Here is a 17,810-nt window from a genome sequence, read left to right as displayed (position 1 = left end):
GCGGCCACAGTCATTCGGATTGGGGCGTTATATAGGGGCGCAACCTACAGTCAAGCGCGGCGCACATGTATAAAGCAAGCAAAATCAATAACTTACAAAATAGGTATTAAAATACCCCATTGTCAGATCGAAATTCTCTCTGGCGGGTGCGCCAAAAGATCACGCAGGCGCCCAATTGCCTCCACAAATTGGGAATGCGGCACCAGACCGTTGACAGCAATCCGCACTGCGTGGACCGATCTGCTCTCTCGCAGGGCAAAGTCTTCGGCCGACTTGATCAAAACACCTGCTGTTTCGGCCGCTTGACAAAATTCTCCTGCCCGCCAGCCCATCGGCAGTTCCAGCCATAAGAAAGGCACATAGTCGGCAGAGCGCAGGTTGTAGCCTTCCAGCATCTGCACTGCTGCTTCGATATCCTGGCGTATGCGCGCTTTGGTGCGGTCAACAACCGCGCCAATTTCCGGGTGTTGCATCAGTGCTGCGTAAAGGTCCGTCACCAAACGGGTGACCCCAAATGATGTAAAAGTTGCCGTTCGCGCCAGGACCGTCACCCAACCTTCGGGCGCAATCGCAAACCCTATTCGCAGCGCCGATGTGATCGATTTCGACGGTGACGTCAGATACCAACCCAATGTCGGCAAAAGCGCGCGGTAGCTGGGACCCAAACGCGGGGTATCCATCAGGCGATAGCAATCATCATCGACCACATGCACATTGTGGCGTTCCGCGATCTGCGCGATTTGGCGACGCCGTGCGGGCGTCGTTTGTATCGCTGTGGGATTGCATACCTCGGCCGAGGTGCAAAACACTTGAACGCCGTGTTCCTTGATCATTGCCTCAAGTGCGACGGGGTCCGGCCCCTCGTCGTCCCACGGGATACCAACCACCTCTGCACGGCATAAAACGGCAGCAGATCGAAACCCGCCATAGCTCAGTTCGTCGACCGCAATGACAGGATTTGCGCCATGCAGCACGCTTTGTAAAATCATGAGAATCGCATTTTGGCCACCGTGGGATGTCACAACATCTTCTGCTGTAAACGCGCCAACCTGCGCCGGATCAATCGTTGCCGCAAAGGCTGCGCGCGCCGGAAGGTCCGTTAACCGTGATGGATAGCGCAAGAGCATATCCGCAGGCGTGACATCAGCCAGTTCGTGTAAAATTTGCCTGATCAACGCAGCCTGCCCCACATCAGGCATCTTCGGGCTTAGCAAATGCGCTTGGCCGTCCCGTTCCAGTGACGGATCAAAAAAGGCAGCCGTAGCGGGCATACTGCGCACCCGGCTGGTGGCAACATCCGCAACAAACGTCCCGCGCCCGACGCCCGCGTTCAAAAACCGCTCATCAATAAGTTCTTTGTACGCGCGCGCAACGGTGCCCGGTGTGACGCTTACACGGTAGGCAAGATCGCGCACCGGCGGCAATTTTTCGCCCGGTGTCAATTTTCCCGCTACAATCGCCTCACGGATAGCGTCAGCAAGCGCCTGATATTTCGGCAACGTGCTGTCAGGAAGATTTGGCTGCCAAATTGTATCGGTTACAATCATTTTGTAGACCTTATTGAAATCACATTGTATCGATATGGCATAGCACACCGCTATATTGTGTCAATACAATTCAAGGAATATTCCATGTCACACGCGCTCCCAGCGGCGCAGATCGCCGCGCTTCGTCCCCACTCTGGTATGCCGATTTTGGCACGCCTTGCGGTACGGTTTGCCGTGGCCGTGACCGAATGGGATATGCGCCGCACCACGCGACGCCACCTGAAACACATCAGCCCACATCTTTTGAATGATATTGGCTTGGATGCGACGACTGCCAGGTCAGAAGCCGCCAAGCCTTTCTGGCAAACCTAAATCGGTTTGTATCTTCCTGACTGGGCCGGATTTGATCCGGCCCTTTTTTTCGGCCAATGGTTACAATCCGTAGATGTCACCAAACTTGCGTTCCAAATAGTCCAGCAATGGCAATTCTGTCGGTAATGTACCCGTCGCATGCGAAATTGTATCAACCGGCGTGCGCAACCCACCAAATTGCTGCAAGTTCTCGCGCAACCAACCGGTGGCGCCTGTGGTATCGCCACGCGCCAGCCCCGCATCCAGATCCGGCACCGCCTTGCGCAGCGCGTCATGCAGGCAGCCCGCATACACATTGCCAAGCGTATATGTCGGGAAATAGCCAAACAGCCCCTCGGACCAATGCACATCCTGCAACACGCCGTTTGACGGCTTATCAACGGCATAGCCAAAATCAGAAGCAAAGCGATCATTCCACGCCGCCTCAAGGTCACCCACAGCGAGATCGCCCGAAATCAGTGCGCGTTCCAAGTCAAAGCGCAGCAAAACATGCAGGTTGTATTGCACCTCGTCGGCTTCCGTGCGGATGAAACCGTTATTGACCCGGTTTACGGTCGCATAAAATGCATCCTCGTCCGCAATGCCAAAATCACCAAACGCATCCCGCATCTGCCCGTACAGCCAGCCCGTAAACGGGCGACTACGGCCCAATTGGTTTTCGTATATCCGGCTTTGGCTTTCGTGGACGCCCATCGACACCCCTGCCCCTAGCGGCGTCAGCAGATGCTGGCGGTCGATACCCTGCTCATAGGCGGCATGGCCGACCTCGTGGATCGTCGAATAAAAACAGTTGAAAGGATCGCTGAGGTTTGTCCGGGTTGTGATGCGCACATCCAGGCCAGAGCCGGACGAAAACGGATGCACGGCTTTGTCGATCCGGCCGTGGGTCATATCATACCCGAACGCCTGCGCGAGCTTGGTTGAAATCGCCAGCTGTCCTGCCTCGTCAAAGGTGCCCGATAACGGCGCAGGCGCAGCACTGTCCAATATCGCGGCGCGTAACGCAACCAATCGCGGACGCAACGCATCAAACATCGCGCCCAGTGACGCACCCGTTGCCCCCGGTTCGTAATCATCGAGCAGCGCATCATAGGGTTCGGCGTTGCCTGCCACGGCCTTTGCCTCTTGTTTGCGCAGGTCCACCACCTTTTGCAGGATCGGCAAAAATGCGGCTACATCTTCGTCGGCGCGGGCCTGCGCCCAAATCCGGTGGGCCAGCGACGTGGTTTTTGCAAGTTCAGCAGCAAGTTCGGCAGGAACCTTGGCGGTGCGTTCGTAACTGCGTTTGATATGGCGCAGGTTGGCAGCGGCGACGTCGTCCGCAGCCTCGGCCTTTTGCAGCCAGTCGCCGACACGCGGATCGATCCGGCGCGCGTGCAAGATATTGGCCATGGCACCATGTTCCTCTGCGCGTTGCGCCGTCGCGCCCTCGGGCATCATGGTTTCCTGATCCCACCCCAAACGGCCCGCGATCTGGGCCAAAGCCTCTGTTTCGCGTTGGAATTGCATCAGCTCTTGATATGCGGTCATGGGTCAGCCTCGGACAGATTGTGAAATGGGGTATTGGGTTTGGAAACGGGCGCGCAACAGCAAAAGCCACAGCACAACCGCGCCAAACTGATGCACAATCGCGATATGCCAAGGTGCGGAATAAATCACCGTGACGATACCCAGAACCATTTGCAGCGTCATCATGCCCATCACGCCATGAAACGCGGCCTTGATTTTGCGGTTTGCGGATTTGCGGGCGCGCAAGAACACGAACAGCCCATAAGCAAACAACGTATAGCCTGCCATACGGTGCATAAACTGCACCAACCCGTCGTTTTCAAAGAAATTGCGCCAGATTGGCGTGATATCAAGCGGGTTCGGCGGTAGAAATCCCCCCGCCATAAGCGGCCAATCCGGATAACCACGCCCCGCGTCAATCCCTGCAACAAGCGCACCCAACATGATTTGGACAAAGGTCAGAACGACCAACACCGACGCAAGCCGCATCAACCCGCGATCAGCATTGCGGCGCGCTTGCAACAAGTCCGCCTGCGTCCTGCCAAGCCGGAAGGCATACCACCCGATCAGGCCCAACAGAATAAAAGCAAGGCCAAGGTGGGTCGCCAACCGATAGGATGCCACATCCAGCATCGCCCCCCCCAAACCCGACGAGACCATCCACCAGCCGATGGCGCCCTGCACCCCAATCAGAACGCCAATCGTGAACAGCCGCCCGGTCCACCCGGCGGGAACCTTACGCAGCGCCAAAAACGCGACAAATCCAACCGCCCAAATAACGCCGATCAAACGTCCAAGCTGCCTATGGCCCCATTCCCACCAATAGATGGATTTGAACTCGGAAAGCGTCATGCCTTTGTTTTGAAGCTGGTATTCTGGAATCGCCTGATATTTCGTAAACTCTGCCGCCCAAGCAGCATCATCCAATGGCGGCATCGCGCCTGTGACGGGTTTCCATTCGGTGATCGCCAAACCGCTGTCGGTCAGGCGGGTCAGACCCCCGACGGCAATCATCACAACGATCATGGCCAGCAGACCAAACAGCCACCCGCGGATCACACCACGCGAACGATGGCCTGCGCGATCAATTGCACCGGGCGCAGCGACCTGCTTTGGGGTGTCACCAACCTCTTGAAAAATTGAACGCTTTGTTGTCATTATCGTCTCCGAAACTTGCTTGGCTGAAACCTAGGGCGACACCCACGTCACTACAAGCGGCAGTGTGACGCAAGGCACCGTAAGGTCGCTATTGATCCACCCTAGCTGCGGTCTTTCCAGCGTACCATTTGCCGCATAATCCCATGCAACATTTGCACATCCGCGCGCGTCATCGGCATGCGCGACCACAGGTTGCGCAGGTTGATCTTCATATTTGCGGCCTTGTGTTCGGGGAAAAAGAAACCCGCTTCGTCCAGCCGCTGTTCGTAATGATCGCTCAGCTTTTCGATCTCGACCTGCTCGGCCCACTGCTCTACTGCCGCAACCATCGTCGGCACGGCTGGAACGGTTTCGCGGCGCCATTCATACCCTGTCAATAAAACGCATTGCGCAAGGTTCAGCGACGCGAACTCTGGGTTCACAGGCACAGAAATAATCGCATTGGCGCGTGCAATATCGTCGTTTTCCATCCCTGCCCGCTCGGGTCCGAACATCACAGCAACCCGGCCACCAGCCGCGATGCGCGCGCGCGCATCTGCCATTGCGGCTTGCGGGGTAAAGACAGGTTTGGTCAAATCGCGCGGGCGTGCGGTGGTGGCATAAACAAAATCACAATCGCCAATCGCCGCCGGTGTCGTGTCAAATAACTGCGCTTCATCCAGCAACCGGCCTGCACCGCTCGCCATTGCGACGGCTTTCTGGTTTGGCCATCCATCGCGCGGGTCCACGATCCGCATCCGGTCCAGCCCAAAATTCCACATCGCCCTTGCGGCCGCCCCAATGTTTTCGCCCATTTGCGGGCGGATCAAAACAAACGTCGGCTGTGGGTCGGGACTGGGCATGGGGCTTCCTTTGATATCGGCTGGCGTGATACGCTGGTCGCGCAGCCAAAGCAAGGAACGGTCGCCGCCGCGCCATAGCCAAGCCCAGAAAACATCGTTAGAACGCGCACAACGCTGACGCAATTTGGAATATCTCATGACCGACGCCCTTGACCATCCACAGATTTATTTGATCACCCCGTCAGAGTTTGATTTATCGACCTACCCTGACCTGCTGTCGGCCTGTCTTGACACCACAGAGGTCGGTTGCGTGCGCCTAGCGCTTGGCAGCAAAGACGACACCCGCATCGCCAAAGCGGCTGACGCGCTGCGCGAAATCACACATGCCCGCGATGTGGCTCTGGTCATCGAAAGCCATGTACAGATGGTCGAGCGACTGGGGCTTGATGGTGTGCACCTGCTGGATGCCGCGCGGTCCGTCAAAAAAGTCCGCAAAGATCTGGGCGAAGATGCGATTGTCGGCACTTTTTGTGGCAATTCCAGCCACGACGGGATGACCGCGGGCGAATTGGGCGCAGATTATGTCAGCTTTGGCCCGGCCGGAAAGACGCCTTTGGGCACAGGCCAGCAAGCGGGATTGGACCTTTTTGAATGGTGGTCGATGATGATCGAAGTGCCTGTGGTTGCAGAGGGCGCTCTTGATATTGATCTTATCCGCACGCTTGCACCGCATGTGGATTTTTTCGGAATCGGCGACGAAATCTGGCGTACCGACGACCCTGCCAAGACCTTAGGCGATCTGCGCACCGCAATGGTCGGCTAAGCCGGACCGGACCGTGTTTTCCAACCTTTTGGCCAGCACCTTACGGTCGGTGAACGCGGCGGCCTGCACGGGGGGGTGATAAATCACCGTAACGCCGCCCTGCCGTTTTGCGGCCAGTATGGTCAGTAAATGTGGCGCGAATTCCATATCGCCCCACCAACCATAAAATCTGGGATCCGCCCCTGCGGGCGCGTGGTAAACGACGCTGACCGGTTGAATCGCAATCGAATCGCGCAATGCAGGGTCAAGAAATGCAGCAAATAATGTGGGCTTAAACGGAAGGACCCGTCGTCCATCGGTCGATGTGCCTTCTGGAAAAAACAGCAACCGATCCCCCACAGCAAGGCGGCTTTTGAACAATGCGATATGTTCACGCGCCGCGCGCGGGTCGCGCCTGATAAACAAGGTTCCTGCCGCGCGCGCCAAAAAGCCGATGCCAGCCCAGCCGCTGACCTCTGATTTTGCAACAAAATAGATCCGCTTGCGGGCGTTCAGCGCAAAAATATCCAACCAGGATGCGTGGTTTGCAACAATGGCGCCACCTGAGCGCATCGGACAGCCGACGGTGTGAAACCGCAGGCCCACTAGAAAAAGAGCACCGCGACTGACGTATTGCACGATAAACGGGGTCACCGGCCGACGCAGCCCATAGAGCGGGCGTTCCAGCAAACGTATCAGCAAAAGAACCAGCAAACCACCAAACAGCACAATGACCAAAGGCACTGCCCTGCAAATGATGCGCAACCAATCTGTCGCGCCAAACGACGTCGCAGGCGGCAGGTCATCACTGGTCCAGGGCTCAGCCACGGCCGGGGCCCCGACTGTAAATACCCCGTTGCAGCGATGAAACGGCGTCGGCCGCCAAAATCATGCAGACATCGGTGGTATTAAAGGTGTGATCGACATACGCTCTGTCCCCGACGCACCCGCCCAACCGCAAATAGGCTTTGATCAACGATGGGGTGTCACGCATCGCGGCAATGCGGTCAATTTCATTTTCTGGCACGACGTTCATTGGCACAGTTGCGGGGCCGCGGGCTGTGACACGCAGCGCGGGCGGTGCAAGGTGGCGGTGATATAACAGGCTCAGCGGACCCGCCAGCCCTGTGGTATCCGTGCCATGAAAGGATGCCGCGCCAAACATCACATCAATTTTGTGGGCAGCGACATAGTCGGATAAGCCCGACCAAAGATACATCATCCCAGCGCCGCCGCGATAATCGGCATGCAAACAAGAGCGCCCCAATTCCAGCAGGCGCTTGTTGCTACAGGTTAAAATGGACAGGTCGAATTCATCTGCACAGTAAAATTGACCCGCACTGTCTGCGTGATCCTGCGTCATGATCCGGTAAACACCAACGACCTGATCGTCGTCAGGTCGCGTCAGGTCGCGTAGCAATAAATGTGCGGCATGGTCATCAAAGCGGTCACGCTCTAGCTGGCTATCGTCATCGACCAAATCCCCGCCCCCGCCAAGTTCTTGAACAAAAACTCGGTAGCGCAGGTGTTGCGCAGACCGGATATCGTGTTGCGACCGCGCAAGATCGACTGCGAACTGTGGCGTGTGATGCGACATAAATTGCTTTGACTGACCTGATCTTGGGTGGGGACATTTACTTTGGCGTTAACACTTTGACAACCATTCAGGCGCTAGATCTAGTGGCTAACATACGGTTAACGATCAATCAGAACCAAAGCGAGCTGTGACCCATCAATGACCACCTTCCCTGCCTCACGAAAGTTCACGGTAATTTTTCCGTTGGCAGTGGATTGTACCTGCCCATCGCCCCAGTCAGGCTGGGTCGGGTGCCTTACAAACATGCCCGGCTCTAGAATCGCGTTTATCCCAATCATATCAAGTCCCTTGTATCGGAGTTTTCATTATGCACCCTAATTTGGCCGCTTTGGTGGGTTCGCGTATATGTCATGATCTTATCAGCCCAATCGGCGCTATCGGCAATGGGGTCGAACTTCTTGGGCTGACGCATGGTGCAGATACGCCTGAAATGGCGCTTATTGCGGACTCTGTTCAAAATGCCAATGCGCGCATCCGTTTGTTTCGCATTGCCTTTGGTGCCGCAGCCCCCAGTCAAAGCGTCAGTCAATCGGAAATACAAAGCATATTAAGTGACGTCGCGCACGGGGGGCGTAATGATTACGGCTGGCAGATCGTTGGTGACCAACCGCGCGATTTGGTCCGCGCTGCACTGCTGACTTTGCTCTGCTTTGAAACCGCGTTGCCCGTCGGCGGGACAATGAACATTGCGCAAACTGACAGCACATGGCATTTTTCCGCGAAAGCATCACGTATCAACGTTAATCCCGCCCTTTGGGGGACATTGCACGGGTCAGATAGCGATTTTACGCACACCGCCGCGAACGTACAATTTGCCCTGTTGCCCGCCGCCTTGGCAGAGGCAGGTCGGCAACTGGTTTTTTCAGCAACCGACACCACCCTAACCGCGCAATTTTAGGTCCGCACGGCGCCATTGCCAGTGACAAGATATTTGAAACTGGTAAGTTGCTCGGCACCGACCGGGCCGCGTGCATGCAGTTTTCCGGTCGCAATCCCGATTTCGGCGCCCATCCCAAATTCGCCACCATCAGCAAACTGGGTCGACGCATTTCGCATCAAAATTGCACTATCAAGTTCCTTAAAGAAGTGATCAGCAGCTTGGTCATCTGCGGTGATGATCGCATCGGTATGGTTCGACCCGAACGTGCGAATATGATCAATTGCCGCATCCACCCCGTCAACCAGTTTGGCCGCGCAGATCATATCCAGAAACTCTTTGCCAAAATCGTCCGGGTTCGCGGGAACCGTCCCCGCGATTTGCGCCAGTTCGCCGTCGGCGCGGACTTCGACGCCCGCCTTGATTAAGGCATCAACCAAGATGGCGCCATGTTGCGTATAAAAACGCCAATCGATCAGCAAGCATTCCATCGCGCCACAAATGCCCGTGCGCCGGGTCTTTGCGTTCAACACAATCTCAAGCGCCATAGCAGGGTCTGCCGTTGCCCCGACATAGATGTGACAAATACCCTCAAGGTGCGCGAAAACGGGCACGCGGGCCTCGCGTTGCACCAACCCAACCAGCCCTTTGCCGCCACGGGGCACGATTACGTCAATATAATCGGTCGCAGTCAGCATGGCGGATACGGCTGCGCGGTCGCGTGTCGGCACAAGCTGGATCGCACCAGCAGGAAGCCCCGCTTGCTTTAGGCCTGTTTGCAAGCACTTATGGATCGCCATTGACGAATGAAAACTTTCTGATCCGCCGCGCAAAATAACGGCATTGCCCGATTGCAGGCACAGCGCGCCCGCATCGGCCGTCACATTCGGCCGGCTTTCATAAATCACGCCAATCACACCCAAAGGCGTGCGAACGCGGCGAATATTGATCCCCGATGGCATGTCCCATTCGGTCATCAAGGCGCCCACAGGATCAGTTTGCGCTGCAACATTGCGCAAACCTTCGGCTATTGCGCGCACACGCTCCTCGGTCAGAATGAGCCGGTCCATCATCGCCGGGCTCAGTCCCTTTTCTTCTCCGTAAACCTGATCTTCGGCGTTGGCGTCGATAATTTGTTGGCGGTTTTCCCAAATTGCATCTGCGGCGCCGATCAAGGCCGCATGTTTACGCTCGGAACTGGCTGTCGCAAGAACAGTGGCTGCCGCGCGGGCGGTCCGACCGATTTCGTCCATCATTGCAGTGATGTCTAATGTATCATTCATCGTTTCATCTTCCTGGCTAGTGCGCCATGTCATCGCGGTGAATAAGTGCGGCACGGGCTTCGTAGCCCAAGACTGCGGCGATATCAGCGGTCCGTTTGCCCATAATTTCGCGTGCCTCGGCGCTGGTATAGCGGGCAAGACCCTGCCCCAGCTGCACGCCTTTTGCGTCAACAATCGCCACAACATCCCCGCGGCCGAAATGACCCGAAATCTGCGTGACGCCAGCAGGCAGCAAACTGTTGCCACGTTCAAGCGCCGCCCGTGCGCCATCGTCGATCGTGACTTTGCCACCAGGCTTCATTGACCCGATCCAGCGCTTGCGCGCAACCTGAGGGTCTGTTTGCGCGGCAAACCACGTTGCCCGCGCCCCGTTTTCCAACGCCAACAGCGGATTGTTTTCGGTGCCAATAGCAATGGCCATCGCACAGCCTGCTTCGGTCGCCATACGAGCCGCCATAATCTTGGTGACCATTCCGCCTTTCGACAGGCTGGAACCAACATCCCCTGCCATCGCTTCGATCTCTGGCGTGATTTTTGCAACATTAGCAAGGTGTTGTGCGGTATTATCAATCCGCGGATTAGCGGTATAAAGCCCGTCAACATCCGATAATAAAATCAATTGGTCTGCACCCGTCGTCACCGCAACCTGCGCGGCCAGCCGGTCATTGTCGCCATAGCGTATCTCATCGGTGGCGACGGTGTCGTTCTCGTTTACGATCGGGGTGACGCCCATGGTCAACATGGTTTCCATCGTGGCGCGGCTATTCAAATACCGGCGACGGTCGTGAGAATCTTCAAGCGTCACAAGGACTTGCCCCGCGATAATCCCGTGCGGCGCTAATGCCTCTTCGTAGGCGCGGGCCAGACGAATTTGCCCGACAGCGGCAGCCGCTTGCGATTGTTCCAACGGCAAGGCCGCAGCGGGCAGCCCCAAGACGCCGCGCCCCAGCGCGATTGACCCCGATGACACCAGCACAACATCGGTGCCGCGCGCCCGGATGCGGGCGACATCAGCGGCAAGCGACGTCAACCAATCCTGCCGCAGCGTGCCGGTTTTTGCGTCCACCAACAGTGCTGATCCGATTTTAACAACAAGCCGTTTTGCGTCGATCAGGGTTGCCATGTAGCGTCCCCCTCGGCTTCCTCCGCTGCTGTGCGGTGGCGCAGGCGATTGTCGTCGATTTCGGCACGCAGTGCGCGCAGCACATCCGGCACGCCCTCGCCGGTGACGCCGGACATGATCATGACCGGTCCGACGGCCACGGCCTCCAACTCGGCCTTCAGGAACGCGCGTTCCTCTTCGTCCAAGGCATCGATTTTATTCAACACAGTGATGCGTGGCTTGTCCGCGAGTTCGCCGCCATAGGCCTCAAGTTCGCCAATGATCACCTCAACGTCGTTGGCCGGATCGCCGGAGGTTCCATCAACCAGATGCAGCAACACAGCGCAGCGCTCTACGTGGCCAAGAAACATGTCACCCAACCCGCGCCCTTCGGACGCGCCTTCAATGAGGCCCGGAATATCGGCAACCACAAACTCGACCTCGTCAATGCCAACCACGCCAAGGTTTGGCACAAGCGTGGTAAACGGGTAATCCGCGACTTTGGGCCGGGCGTTCGAAGTCGCTGCCAGAAACGTCGATTTTCCCGCGTTTGGCATGCCCAGCAAACCCACATCGGCAATCAGTTTCAGGCGCAGCCAAATTGTGCGCTCGATCGCTTCTTGTCCGGGGTTGGACCGTCGCGGCGCCTGATTGGTGGCGGTTTTGAAATGCAGGTTGCCCCAGCCTCCGTTGCCGCCCTTGGCAATCACGATCCGCTGGCCGACCTCGGTCAAATCAGCGATAATGGTTTCTTCGTCTTCATCGATGATTTCCGTCCCGACGGGGACGCGCAAAACCTTGTCTTCACCGTCTTTTCCGGTGCGCTGACTGCCCATGCCATGCTGGCCATTCCCGGCATAAAAGTGTTGCTGATAGCGGAAATCGATCAATGTGTTCAGGCCATCGACTGCTTCGACAATAACGTCACCGCCATGACCGCCGTCGCCACCATCAGGGCCGCCGTATTCAATGAACTTTTCGCGCCGAAAAGAAATGCAGCCACCACCACCGGCACCGGACCGGATGTAGACCTTGGCGAGATCAAGAAATTTCATAGCTTTTGCTTTCCGCGCTGTTCAAATGTGGCGATAGTCTATTGTGCGCCGGTTCTCAAGCGGTGCCATGCGGCACGCGTGAGCGAATAATAAATCGTTTCTGTCGGCGCGCCCCGCGCCAGCGCGTGCTCTGTCCCGACACGGTCCATAAGAAAACCAAGTTTGGTCAGCACTTTGCGTGATCCGGCATTATCCGACCAAATGCTGGCGGTGATTGATTGGCGCGCCGGGTCGCGAAAGCCATGGTCGATCGCAACACCAGCGATATAGGTCACAATACCTTTACCCCACTGTGCACGCACCAAAGAATACCCCAATTCGCCTTCGGTGATGGCAACCGTCCCGATCAGGTCTTTTGCAAAGATACCCCAGACAAATCCATTGCCTGCATATGTCTTGCAACGCGATTGGGTGAACGCGCGCTGCGGCGGCCAAGGCCAACTGCCAAGCTGGCGCACCACATCCCAGTCGCTGACAAGCCCATGCAAGGCATCGGCGTCTTGCGGGCGCAAGCTGCGATATGTGATATCATCCATTGGTTAGTGCCTCTCAAGCCGACCGTGTCAGATGAACCAACCGCCCGGCCATGTCTTTGTTCAGAGCCCTGCTATAAAGCGTCACCGCAGAAATATCAATGAATCCTAATTTATTCAGAACGTTACAAGACGCTTTGTTTTCTGTATGATGTCGCGCAAACAGCCCGTCTGCATCCGTATGCGCAAAGAAATCGCTGACCACTGCCATTGCGGCTTCGGTCGCATATCCTGCGCCCCACGCATCTTCGGACAGCCAATACCCAAGTTCGCCGTCGATGCCGATGGCGCCGATGAACCGATCCTGTTCCCATATCAGCCGCGCGTGCATCCGTCCCGCGACATTTTCCGCGATGAACCACGCAGCGTCTGCTGGTGTATAGGGGTATGGAACCTGCGTCAGCCACTGGCTGACAGCAAGGTTATTGACGGCATGCGTGATAACAGCGGCGTCCTCTGGCCCAACCGGGCGCAGCGTGAGCCGGCGTGTCTTTAAGGTTTCCAACATAGCCCCCTCACTGACCAGCCGTCGCGATAATACCATTAATCATCGGTTGCAGGTCGACCCACGTCGCATAGCATCCCTGCCAGTCTCCGGTTTTGCACGATCCGTGGAATGCGCGGCGCAAAGCAAACACATGATCAGCAGGTATCCCTGCGCGCGCGTAGGCTTCAAAATCCAAAGTGGAATCACCGTAAGCCGCAGCAATCGTCCAGCCCCGCGCACGATATGCATTCAGAACATCCGCCTTGAATTGCGCCGGTGCATCCTGGGCTGCATCGGTAACAGCAAGGTGCAGATGTCCCTGCGGAAACCCGTTCTCGGTTAACCAATCATCGACGCCCGCTTGAAACATCCGTACCCGCGCACTGAGGTAAATGATTTCGAACCCTGCATCGGCGTAGCGTTGCACAGACGCGGCTGCATTGTGGCGCGCAAGCCAAATTGCAAAGACATTTGGCGTCAGCGTCCCATCAATATCAAAGACAACGGCGCGATCCGTGTGCGCGTTCGCCACCGGCTGAGCCTGCACCGACTGTAAATGCATCACGTATAGCGCGCAAACGAACACAAAACGCCACACCAAATTCTTCACTCCGTTTGCAGATCACCCGGCCGACACGGCACTACTTTGCGATCTTCAAGGTATACGTCCACGTGGGCACTGTCGCATTTCGCGCGACAGAATATGCTTCGGCATCGCCCAAATATGCAAAACCACAGTTGGTCAGTACCCGGGCCGAACCGGGATTGTCCTGAAACACCTCGGCAAAAATGCTGTCAGCCTGATGCGGATTTGCGGCAATCAGTGCGGTCACCGCCTCGGACGCGATGCCGGTATTCCAGAATGCGGGCGCGATCCAATAGAAAATCTCGGACTGGTTACGGTCCATACGCTCGAGACTGATCAGGCCTAATGCCTCCACGTGACCATGCTCTGATCCATCAATGACCCATATATCCTCTGTGCGGTCATGTTGTCCCGCACGCACGATCATCGCTTCGATTGTACCGGGCGGCAGGGGGTGTGGAATAGAGCGTGTGCCGCGGGCGACACGCTCGTCTGCGGCGTACATGGCAATCAGACCTGCGTCGGACTTGCGGCAAGGACGCAAAACAAAGCGGTCTGCTTTGATCGTGGGCTGTATCGTAATCTCATCGTGAATCATTGTTTCCCTCCTCGAAAACATGACCGCATGCCGATCGCTTAGCGCGATAAAGTAGCATTCGTATGAACAAAAAAAGGGACCGGCTGTTGCCGATCCCCTAAATGTCATCACCTGAGGTATTCGGCTTATTCAGCGGCCTCCGCCACTGGCAGAACCGAAATAAAGGTGCGGCCTTTCAGGCCGGTGTGGAACTGTACGTTGCCTTCAATGGTTGCAAAGATCGTGTGATCCTTGCCCATGCCAACGCCCATGCCCGGCCACATTTTTGTGCCGCGCTGGCGCATGATGATGTTGCCAGGAATGACAACTTCGCCACCGAATTTTTTCACGCCAAGACGACGACCAGCTGAGTCGCGTCCGTTACGGGATGAACCGCCTGCTTTTTTGTGTGCCATTGGTGTCTCTCCTTAGCTTTGAGCGAGTTCAGCGGCTTGCTTCAGCCACTCGTCGCGATCAATGCGGCCTTTGAACGAAAGCTTTTCGTCCATGTCAGCCACTTGTTCAGGTGTCCATGCTGCGATCTGCGCAAATGTTGTGACGCCAAGCGCGTGCAACTTTTTCACGATCACGGGACCAACACCACTGATTTTTGTCAAATCGTCACCACCAGCAGCGGCAGTTGGCGCAGCAGATTTTTTCGCAGGCTTCGCAGCGGGTGCAGCAGCCGTCACAGGTGCAGACCCGTTTACAGCAGCTTTTACGCCGGATTTATCTGCGCCTGTTTCCAGGATATCGCCGATACGGACCAGTGTCAGGTTTTGACGGTGGCCTTTCTTGCGCTGCGAACCGTGCTTACGGCGACGCTTTACGAAATTGATCGTCTTTGGACCTTTGATCTGGTCGATGACTTCGGCTTGTACGCCTGCGCCTTCAACCAAAGGTGCGCCCACAGTGGAGCCAACCATCAGAATTTCGTTGAATTGGATAGTTTCGCCAGCAGCAGCTGCCAGCTTTTCGACGCGGAGCACATCGCCAGAGGCGACTTTGTACTGCTTGCCGCCGGTTTTCAAAACCGCAAACATATGATCTTCCTTCGTTTTTCGCGTCTCTGAGGCCCCGGAAAACCGGCGTTAGTGGCAATTGCCGCCTGTGAACAGCGCGCCCATCTGGGCGTCATTTCGCATACACGCGCACAAAACCCTTGTGCGGATGGCGGCTTATCTGACCAATACCGTTATATGTCAACCCAAAATAAGGGAGAACAGCCAATGCGATGTATCATGATTGCCCTATGCCTGCTTGGCGGGTGTAGCACCGAGGCAAATCACTTGGGCAACCCCGCCTTGCTGCCGTTTTCAGCCCTGAGCACCGGGTTTGGCAATGCGGCTTATAACCAACGGCGCGGCGCGGTCGAGGTGTTTGTAAAAACGAACTACACTGCCATACTGATGGATATCGCCAATGAAGGCGGGCCAACTTTGTCACATGCAATGGATATCGCCGGTGTCCCTGCCGCTGACCGCCCTGCCCGGTTTATCCAACTGCGCTCGGATCTTGCGCTATATCAAAACAGCCCCGACGCATTGGTGGTGGCGTTGATGGTCTATGCCTAGCTGCACCGTCACACGCCACCCCAAACCGGTATCCTCTTGATCAGAATGTCGCGTAAGCCGAGTCGCGTTGCGCGACCAGATCCCAGAACGCTTTTGACTTCGCAATATCATCTGCCATCGCCGATGGAATACCGCGTGCGATCATCCGCTGGTACAGCGTCTGCGGGTATCCGGGCGTTACGGGCGGGACACTGACCATCGGATTGATGTCCGCCGAACGGGATTGTGCAGACACAGGGCAATCCTTTGTGGGGTTGCCAATCGGGGCATCGCCATCACGCGCCAACTTAGCGACAGCGGCGTAATAAATCGCGCACTCGCTGACGACCAATGACGCCTGGCGCGGATCATCCATCGGCAGGTTGTCTTCAACCACAATCGGTGGGGTTTGATCACATCCCGCAAGCAAGGCGCATGTGACGATGGCAGCTTTCAATTTGAACACTGCAAACTCCTCAATATTGATTTTCCACGTGCACCATACGCCGCAATATCAAAATTCCAAGCCGTCCAAGCGGCTGACAGCAAAATCCGGCCCACTTAAAATTGCGGCAAGGTCGAAATCCCCCTTGCGCCCGTGCCAACCGCATATTACGAGGCCCGCACCACCCCACGGAGAGGTGCCGGAGTGGTCGAACGGGGCGGTCTCGAAAACCGTTGAGCGTGCAAGCGTTCCCAGGGTTCGAATCCCTGTCTCTCCGCCAAAAGTCCCTTATTTGTAACAGTTGTTTATTAGTATTTATGCGGTACCCGCCTATCTACCCGTAAAGCTGAACTGTGCTGCAACTGGCTAGGCCGTCTTTATGTAGTTTTGCGGCCCATAACAGTTTTTGGCCAATTTAGCTTACACCCTTAGCGACTTCCCGAATTCCACCCTTAACGACCGCGACGCCTGATCGACCCTTCACCATACCATTCATCCTTGAACAACAAGGCGCATGACTGGTCTTAGTTCTAGGGCCACATGCGAGAGAATAGTCTGTTGTCTTGGAATGCGGCCGAGATCTATGCAATTAGTCAAATATGCTGGGCGTTGGAACAAGACCCAGATCAGAGAGCATGAGGCATGGGTCACAACTACAAACCAACCGCAATCACAAGAGTTGGCTTCGCATACCAGGACTTGGCTGCCGCCGAGACCCTGCTTGATTTCTATCGCAACCCCAAAAAATATTCGTGGGTCCAGGTAGAAGCATCCGACCCTTCATTCCGGGCCGTGGATGACGTGGTTGCGTGCCTAGCTGATGGCCGGCTCGAAGTTACGCAGGTCAAGTTTGCGGTCGATCCGGAAAACCCAAAAACAGCCCTTGATTGGGAATGGCTCTTAGACGCGAAACCCAAAGGAAAGTCTTTCCTTCAGCACTGGGCTGAGCCGGTCTTGAAGATTTTGGATGAGGGTCTTCTGGCGAATGCTCGTCTGATGACAGATAGAAAACCGGATTCGGAATTTTCTAAGTCCCTTAAGGGCAGTCGCGTCAATTATTCAAAAATTCCCTCGCCAATTCGTTCGCGGGTCGTTGCGCAACTCGGGTCGGCTACAGCCGCTCAAAAGTTCTTTAAATACTTTGACTTCATTCACTCACAGCCCATACTTGAGGACTTTGAAGCGACCCTCTGGGCGCGTATAGCATCTGACACGGACAGCGCTGGCTGGGCATTATTCCAGAAGCAGCTCCAACTTTGGGCGACGCAAAAAAATTGGCCGGGACCTGACGGGCGTATCCGTTACGTTCATCTCCAGCAAGCTTTTTCTCCAGAAAGAGCTACGCCCCTTCTCCAAGATTTCACTGTGCCAAAAGACTACCGCGTGCCGGACGAGAGCTTTTCCGACGATTTCTTTTCTCGGGCAGTCAATGACGATGGCGTCACGGTTCTTTGGGCTCCTCCTGGGCGTGGAAAAAGTACTTTTCTCTGAATAGCCCCTAGTTTCCTAGACACCTTCTTGGTTCGCATTATGCTGTCTATTTTCAAAGTCGACGGGCGACAGCATACCGTTTCTGGCATGTTTGCGTTTCGGGTTATAGAACAT

22 protein-coding genes and 1 tRNA gene are annotated in these 17,810 nt (G+C 56.1%); 6 read left to right on the top strand and 17 right to left on the bottom strand.

What is annotated here, in order from left to right:
- Window positions 1-122: 122 nt before the first annotated feature.
- Complete coding sequence (locus ACXJGX_RS15500; RefSeq protein WP_474783314.1) at window positions 123-1,547, bottom strand: aminotransferase-like domain-containing protein; 1,425 nt, start codon at window positions 1,545-1,547, stop codon at window positions 123-125.
- Window positions 1,548-1,631: 84 nt separating this feature from the next.
- Between ACXJGX_RS15500 and ACXJGX_RS15495 the strand changes: the two genes are divergently transcribed.
- Window positions 1,632-1,859 carry a DUF1127 domain-containing protein gene (locus ACXJGX_RS15495; protein WP_474783312.1) on the top strand — a complete coding sequence of 76 codons (228 nt, stop codon included), beginning with the start codon at window positions 1,632-1,634 and terminating at the stop codon, window positions 1,857-1,859.
- A gap of 60 nt (window positions 1,860-1,919) precedes the next feature.
- Here ACXJGX_RS15495 and ACXJGX_RS15490 read toward each other — a convergent pair whose 3' ends face one another.
- The 3 genes from ACXJGX_RS15490 to ACXJGX_RS15480 form a co-directional block, all read right to left on the bottom strand.
- Complete coding sequence (locus ACXJGX_RS15490) at window positions 1,920-3,389, bottom strand: carboxypeptidase M32 (RefSeq protein WP_474783310.1); 1,470 nt, start codon at window positions 3,387-3,389, stop codon at window positions 1,920-1,922.
- A gap of 3 nt (window positions 3,390-3,392) precedes the next feature.
- Window positions 3,393-4,526, bottom strand: a complete 1,134-nt coding sequence (gene ctaA / locus ACXJGX_RS15485) for a heme A synthase (protein WP_474783308.1) — start codon at window positions 4,524-4,526, stop codon at window positions 3,393-3,395.
- 101 nt (window positions 4,527-4,627) lie between these two features.
- Window positions 4,628-5,368 carry an RNA methyltransferase gene (locus tag ACXJGX_RS15480; protein ID WP_474783453.1) on the bottom strand — a complete coding sequence of 247 codons (741 nt, stop codon included), beginning with the start codon at window positions 5,366-5,368 and terminating at the stop codon, window positions 4,628-4,630.
- A gap of 136 nt (window positions 5,369-5,504) precedes the next feature.
- Between ACXJGX_RS15480 and ACXJGX_RS15475 the strand changes: the two genes are divergently transcribed.
- Window positions 5,505-6,131, top strand: a complete 627-nt coding sequence (locus tag ACXJGX_RS15475; RefSeq protein ID WP_474783306.1) for a thiamine phosphate synthase — start codon at window positions 5,505-5,507, stop codon at window positions 6,129-6,131.
- On the opposite strand, the gene olsA is transcribed toward ACXJGX_RS15475, so the two are convergent.
- From olsA to ACXJGX_RS15460, 3 genes are all read right to left on the bottom strand, one after another.
- Window positions 6,099-6,938, bottom strand: a complete 840-nt coding sequence (olsA, locus tag ACXJGX_RS15470) for a lyso-ornithine lipid O-acyltransferase (protein WP_474783304.1) — start codon at window positions 6,936-6,938, stop codon at window positions 6,099-6,101. The genes ACXJGX_RS15475 and olsA overlap by 33 nt on opposite strands.
- Window positions 6,931-7,707 (bottom strand): L-ornithine N(alpha)-acyltransferase, encoded by a 777-nt coding sequence (gene olsB / locus ACXJGX_RS15465; RefSeq protein WP_474783302.1) that lies wholly within the window; start codon window positions 7,705-7,707, stop codon window positions 6,931-6,933. Before olsB ends, olsA begins: the two co-directional genes overlap by 8 nt.
- A gap of 98 nt (window positions 7,708-7,805) precedes the next feature.
- A complete protein-coding gene (locus ACXJGX_RS15460) occupies window positions 7,806-7,985 on the bottom strand; it encodes a DUF3553 domain-containing protein (RefSeq protein WP_474783300.1) in 180 nt (59 codons plus the stop codon).
- A gap of 29 nt (window positions 7,986-8,014) precedes the next feature.
- On the opposite strand from ACXJGX_RS15460, the gene ACXJGX_RS15455 reads away from it, so the two are divergent.
- Window positions 8,015-8,605, top strand: coding sequence for a histidine phosphotransferase family protein (locus ACXJGX_RS15455; protein ID WP_474783298.1), 591 nt, complete (start codon window positions 8,015-8,017; stop codon window positions 8,603-8,605).
- Here the strand turns inward: ACXJGX_RS15455 and ACXJGX_RS15450 are convergent.
- The 9 genes from ACXJGX_RS15450 to ACXJGX_RS15410 form a co-directional block, all read right to left on the bottom strand.
- A complete protein-coding gene (locus tag ACXJGX_RS15450) occupies window positions 8,602-9,867 on the bottom strand; it encodes a glutamate-5-semialdehyde dehydrogenase (protein ID WP_474783296.1) in 1,266 nt (421 codons plus the stop codon). The two genes, ACXJGX_RS15455 and ACXJGX_RS15450, sit on opposite strands and share 4 nt — an antisense overlap.
- Before the next feature lie 16 nt (window positions 9,868-9,883).
- Window positions 9,884-10,990: a glutamate 5-kinase gene (gene proB / locus ACXJGX_RS15445; protein ID WP_474783294.1), complete on the bottom strand. Its 1,107-nt coding sequence runs from the start codon at window positions 10,988-10,990 to the stop codon at window positions 9,884-9,886.
- Window positions 10,978-12,024 (bottom strand): GTPase ObgE, encoded by a 1,047-nt coding sequence (gene obgE / locus ACXJGX_RS15440; RefSeq protein ID WP_474783292.1) that lies wholly within the window; start codon window positions 12,022-12,024, stop codon window positions 10,978-10,980. The genes proB and obgE overlap by 13 nt, the downstream gene beginning before the upstream one ends.
- A gap of 38 nt (window positions 12,025-12,062) precedes the next feature.
- On the bottom strand, window positions 12,063-12,560 hold the full coding sequence (locus ACXJGX_RS15435) for a GNAT family N-acetyltransferase (protein ID WP_474783290.1): 498 nt from the start codon (window positions 12,558-12,560) through the stop codon (window positions 12,063-12,065).
- 13 nt (window positions 12,561-12,573) lie between these two features.
- Window positions 12,574-13,065: a GNAT family N-acetyltransferase gene (locus ACXJGX_RS15430; protein WP_474783288.1), complete on the bottom strand. Its 492-nt coding sequence runs from the start codon at window positions 13,063-13,065 to the stop codon at window positions 12,574-12,576.
- Between the two features lie 7 nt (window positions 13,066-13,072).
- On the bottom strand, window positions 13,073-13,654 hold the full coding sequence (locus ACXJGX_RS15425) for an LNS2 domain-containing protein (RefSeq protein ID WP_474783286.1): 582 nt from the start codon (window positions 13,652-13,654) through the stop codon (window positions 13,073-13,075).
- A 31-nt stretch (window positions 13,655-13,685) separates the two neighbouring features.
- Window positions 13,686-14,228, bottom strand: a complete 543-nt coding sequence (locus ACXJGX_RS15420) for a GNAT family N-acetyltransferase (protein ID WP_474783284.1) — start codon at window positions 14,226-14,228, stop codon at window positions 13,686-13,688.
- A gap of 125 nt (window positions 14,229-14,353) precedes the next feature.
- On the bottom strand, window positions 14,354-14,623 hold the full coding sequence (rpmA, locus tag ACXJGX_RS15415) for a 50S ribosomal protein L27 (protein WP_474783282.1): 270 nt from the start codon (window positions 14,621-14,623) through the stop codon (window positions 14,354-14,356).
- A gap of 12 nt (window positions 14,624-14,635) precedes the next feature.
- Window positions 14,636-15,250: a 50S ribosomal protein L21 gene (locus ACXJGX_RS15410; protein WP_474783280.1), complete on the bottom strand. Its 615-nt coding sequence runs from the start codon at window positions 15,248-15,250 to the stop codon at window positions 14,636-14,638.
- A 186-nt stretch (window positions 15,251-15,436) separates the two neighbouring features.
- On the opposite strand from ACXJGX_RS15410, the gene ACXJGX_RS15405 reads away from it, so the two are divergent.
- Entirely contained in the window at window positions 15,437-15,781 is a 345-nt protein-coding gene (locus tag ACXJGX_RS15405) for a hypothetical protein (protein WP_474783278.1), read from the top strand.
- Window positions 15,782-15,821: 40 nt separating this feature from the next.
- Here the strand turns inward: ACXJGX_RS15405 and ACXJGX_RS15400 are convergent, their stop codons facing one another.
- Complete coding sequence (locus ACXJGX_RS15400) at window positions 15,822-16,226, bottom strand: hypothetical protein (protein ID WP_474783276.1); 405 nt, start codon at window positions 16,224-16,226, stop codon at window positions 15,822-15,824.
- 169 nt (window positions 16,227-16,395) lie between these two features.
- On the opposite strand from ACXJGX_RS15400, the gene ACXJGX_RS15395 reads away from it, so the two are divergent.
- Window positions 16,396-16,485 (top strand) — tRNA-Ser (locus tag ACXJGX_RS15395).
- 419 nt (window positions 16,486-16,904) lie between these two features.
- Complete coding sequence (locus ACXJGX_RS15390) at window positions 16,905-17,696, top strand: hypothetical protein (protein WP_474783273.1); 792 nt, start codon at window positions 16,905-16,907, stop codon at window positions 17,694-17,696.
- Window positions 17,697-17,810 lie beyond the last annotated feature (114 nt).

Source organism: Yoonia sp. SWMV100 (assembly GCF_056108365.1).
The sequence above is the reverse complement of the archived record's forward strand: the minus strand, read 5'-3'. Positions and strand labels throughout refer to the sequence as shown.

What these genes read in the sequence shown, in the direction of transcription:
- proB (WP_474783294.1), bottom strand. Translation starts at nt 10,990, where the DNA reads ATGGCAACCCTGATCGACGCAAAACGGCTTGTTGTTAAAATCGGATCA.
- ACXJGX_RS15475 (WP_474783306.1), top strand. Translation starts at nt 5,505, where the DNA reads ATGACCGACGCCCTTGACCATCCACAGATTTATTTGATCACCCCGTCA.
- ACXJGX_RS15410 (WP_474783280.1), bottom strand. Translation starts at nt 15,250, where the DNA reads ATGTTTGCGGTTTTGAAAACCGGCGGCAAGCAGTACAAAGTCGCCTCT.
- ACXJGX_RS15435 (WP_474783290.1), bottom strand. Translation starts at nt 12,560, where the DNA reads ATGGATGATATCACATATCGCAGCTTGCGCCCGCAAGACGCCGATGCC.
- obgE (WP_474783292.1), bottom strand. Translation starts at nt 12,024, where the DNA reads ATGAAATTTCTTGATCTCGCCAAGGTCTACATCCGGTCCGGTGCCGGT.
- ACXJGX_RS15500 (WP_474783314.1), bottom strand. Translation starts at nt 1,547, where the DNA reads ATGATTGTAACCGATACAATTTGGCAGCCAAATCTTCCTGACAGCACG.
- olsB (WP_474783302.1), bottom strand. Translation starts at nt 7,707, where the DNA reads ATGTCGCATCACACGCCACAGTTCGCAGTCGATCTTGCGCGGTCGCAA.
- ACXJGX_RS15450 (WP_474783296.1), bottom strand. Translation starts at nt 9,867, where the DNA reads ATGAATGATACATTAGACATCACTGCAATGATGGACGAAATCGGTCGG.
- ACXJGX_RS15430 (WP_474783288.1), bottom strand. Translation starts at nt 13,065, where the DNA reads ATGTTGGAAACCTTAAAGACACGCCGGCTCACGCTGCGCCCGGTTGGG.
- ctaA (WP_474783308.1), bottom strand. Translation starts at nt 4,526, where the DNA reads ATGACAACAAAGCGTTCAATTTTTCAAGAGGTTGGTGACACCCCAAAG.
- ACXJGX_RS15460 (WP_474783300.1), bottom strand. Translation starts at nt 7,985, where the DNA reads ATGATTGGGATAAACGCGATTCTAGAGCCGGGCATGTTTGTAAGGCAC.
- ACXJGX_RS15495 (WP_474783312.1), top strand. Translation starts at nt 1,632, where the DNA reads ATGTCACACGCGCTCCCAGCGGCGCAGATCGCCGCGCTTCGTCCCCAC.
- rpmA (WP_474783282.1), bottom strand. Translation starts at nt 14,623, where the DNA reads ATGGCACACAAAAAAGCAGGCGGTTCATCCCGTAACGGACGCGACTCA.
- ACXJGX_RS15480 (WP_474783453.1), bottom strand. Translation starts at nt 5,368, where the DNA reads ATGCCCAGTCCCGACCCACAGCCGACGTTTGTTTTGATCCGCCCGCAA.
- ACXJGX_RS15405 (WP_474783278.1), top strand. Translation starts at nt 15,437, where the DNA reads ATGCGATGTATCATGATTGCCCTATGCCTGCTTGGCGGGTGTAGCACC.
- ACXJGX_RS15490 (WP_474783310.1), bottom strand. Translation starts at nt 3,389, where the DNA reads ATGACCGCATATCAAGAGCTGATGCAATTCCAACGCGAAACAGAGGCT.
- ACXJGX_RS15420 (WP_474783284.1), bottom strand. Translation starts at nt 14,228, where the DNA reads ATGATTCACGATGAGATTACGATACAGCCCACGATCAAAGCAGACCGC.
- ACXJGX_RS15455 (WP_474783298.1), top strand. Translation starts at nt 8,015, where the DNA reads ATGCACCCTAATTTGGCCGCTTTGGTGGGTTCGCGTATATGTCATGAT.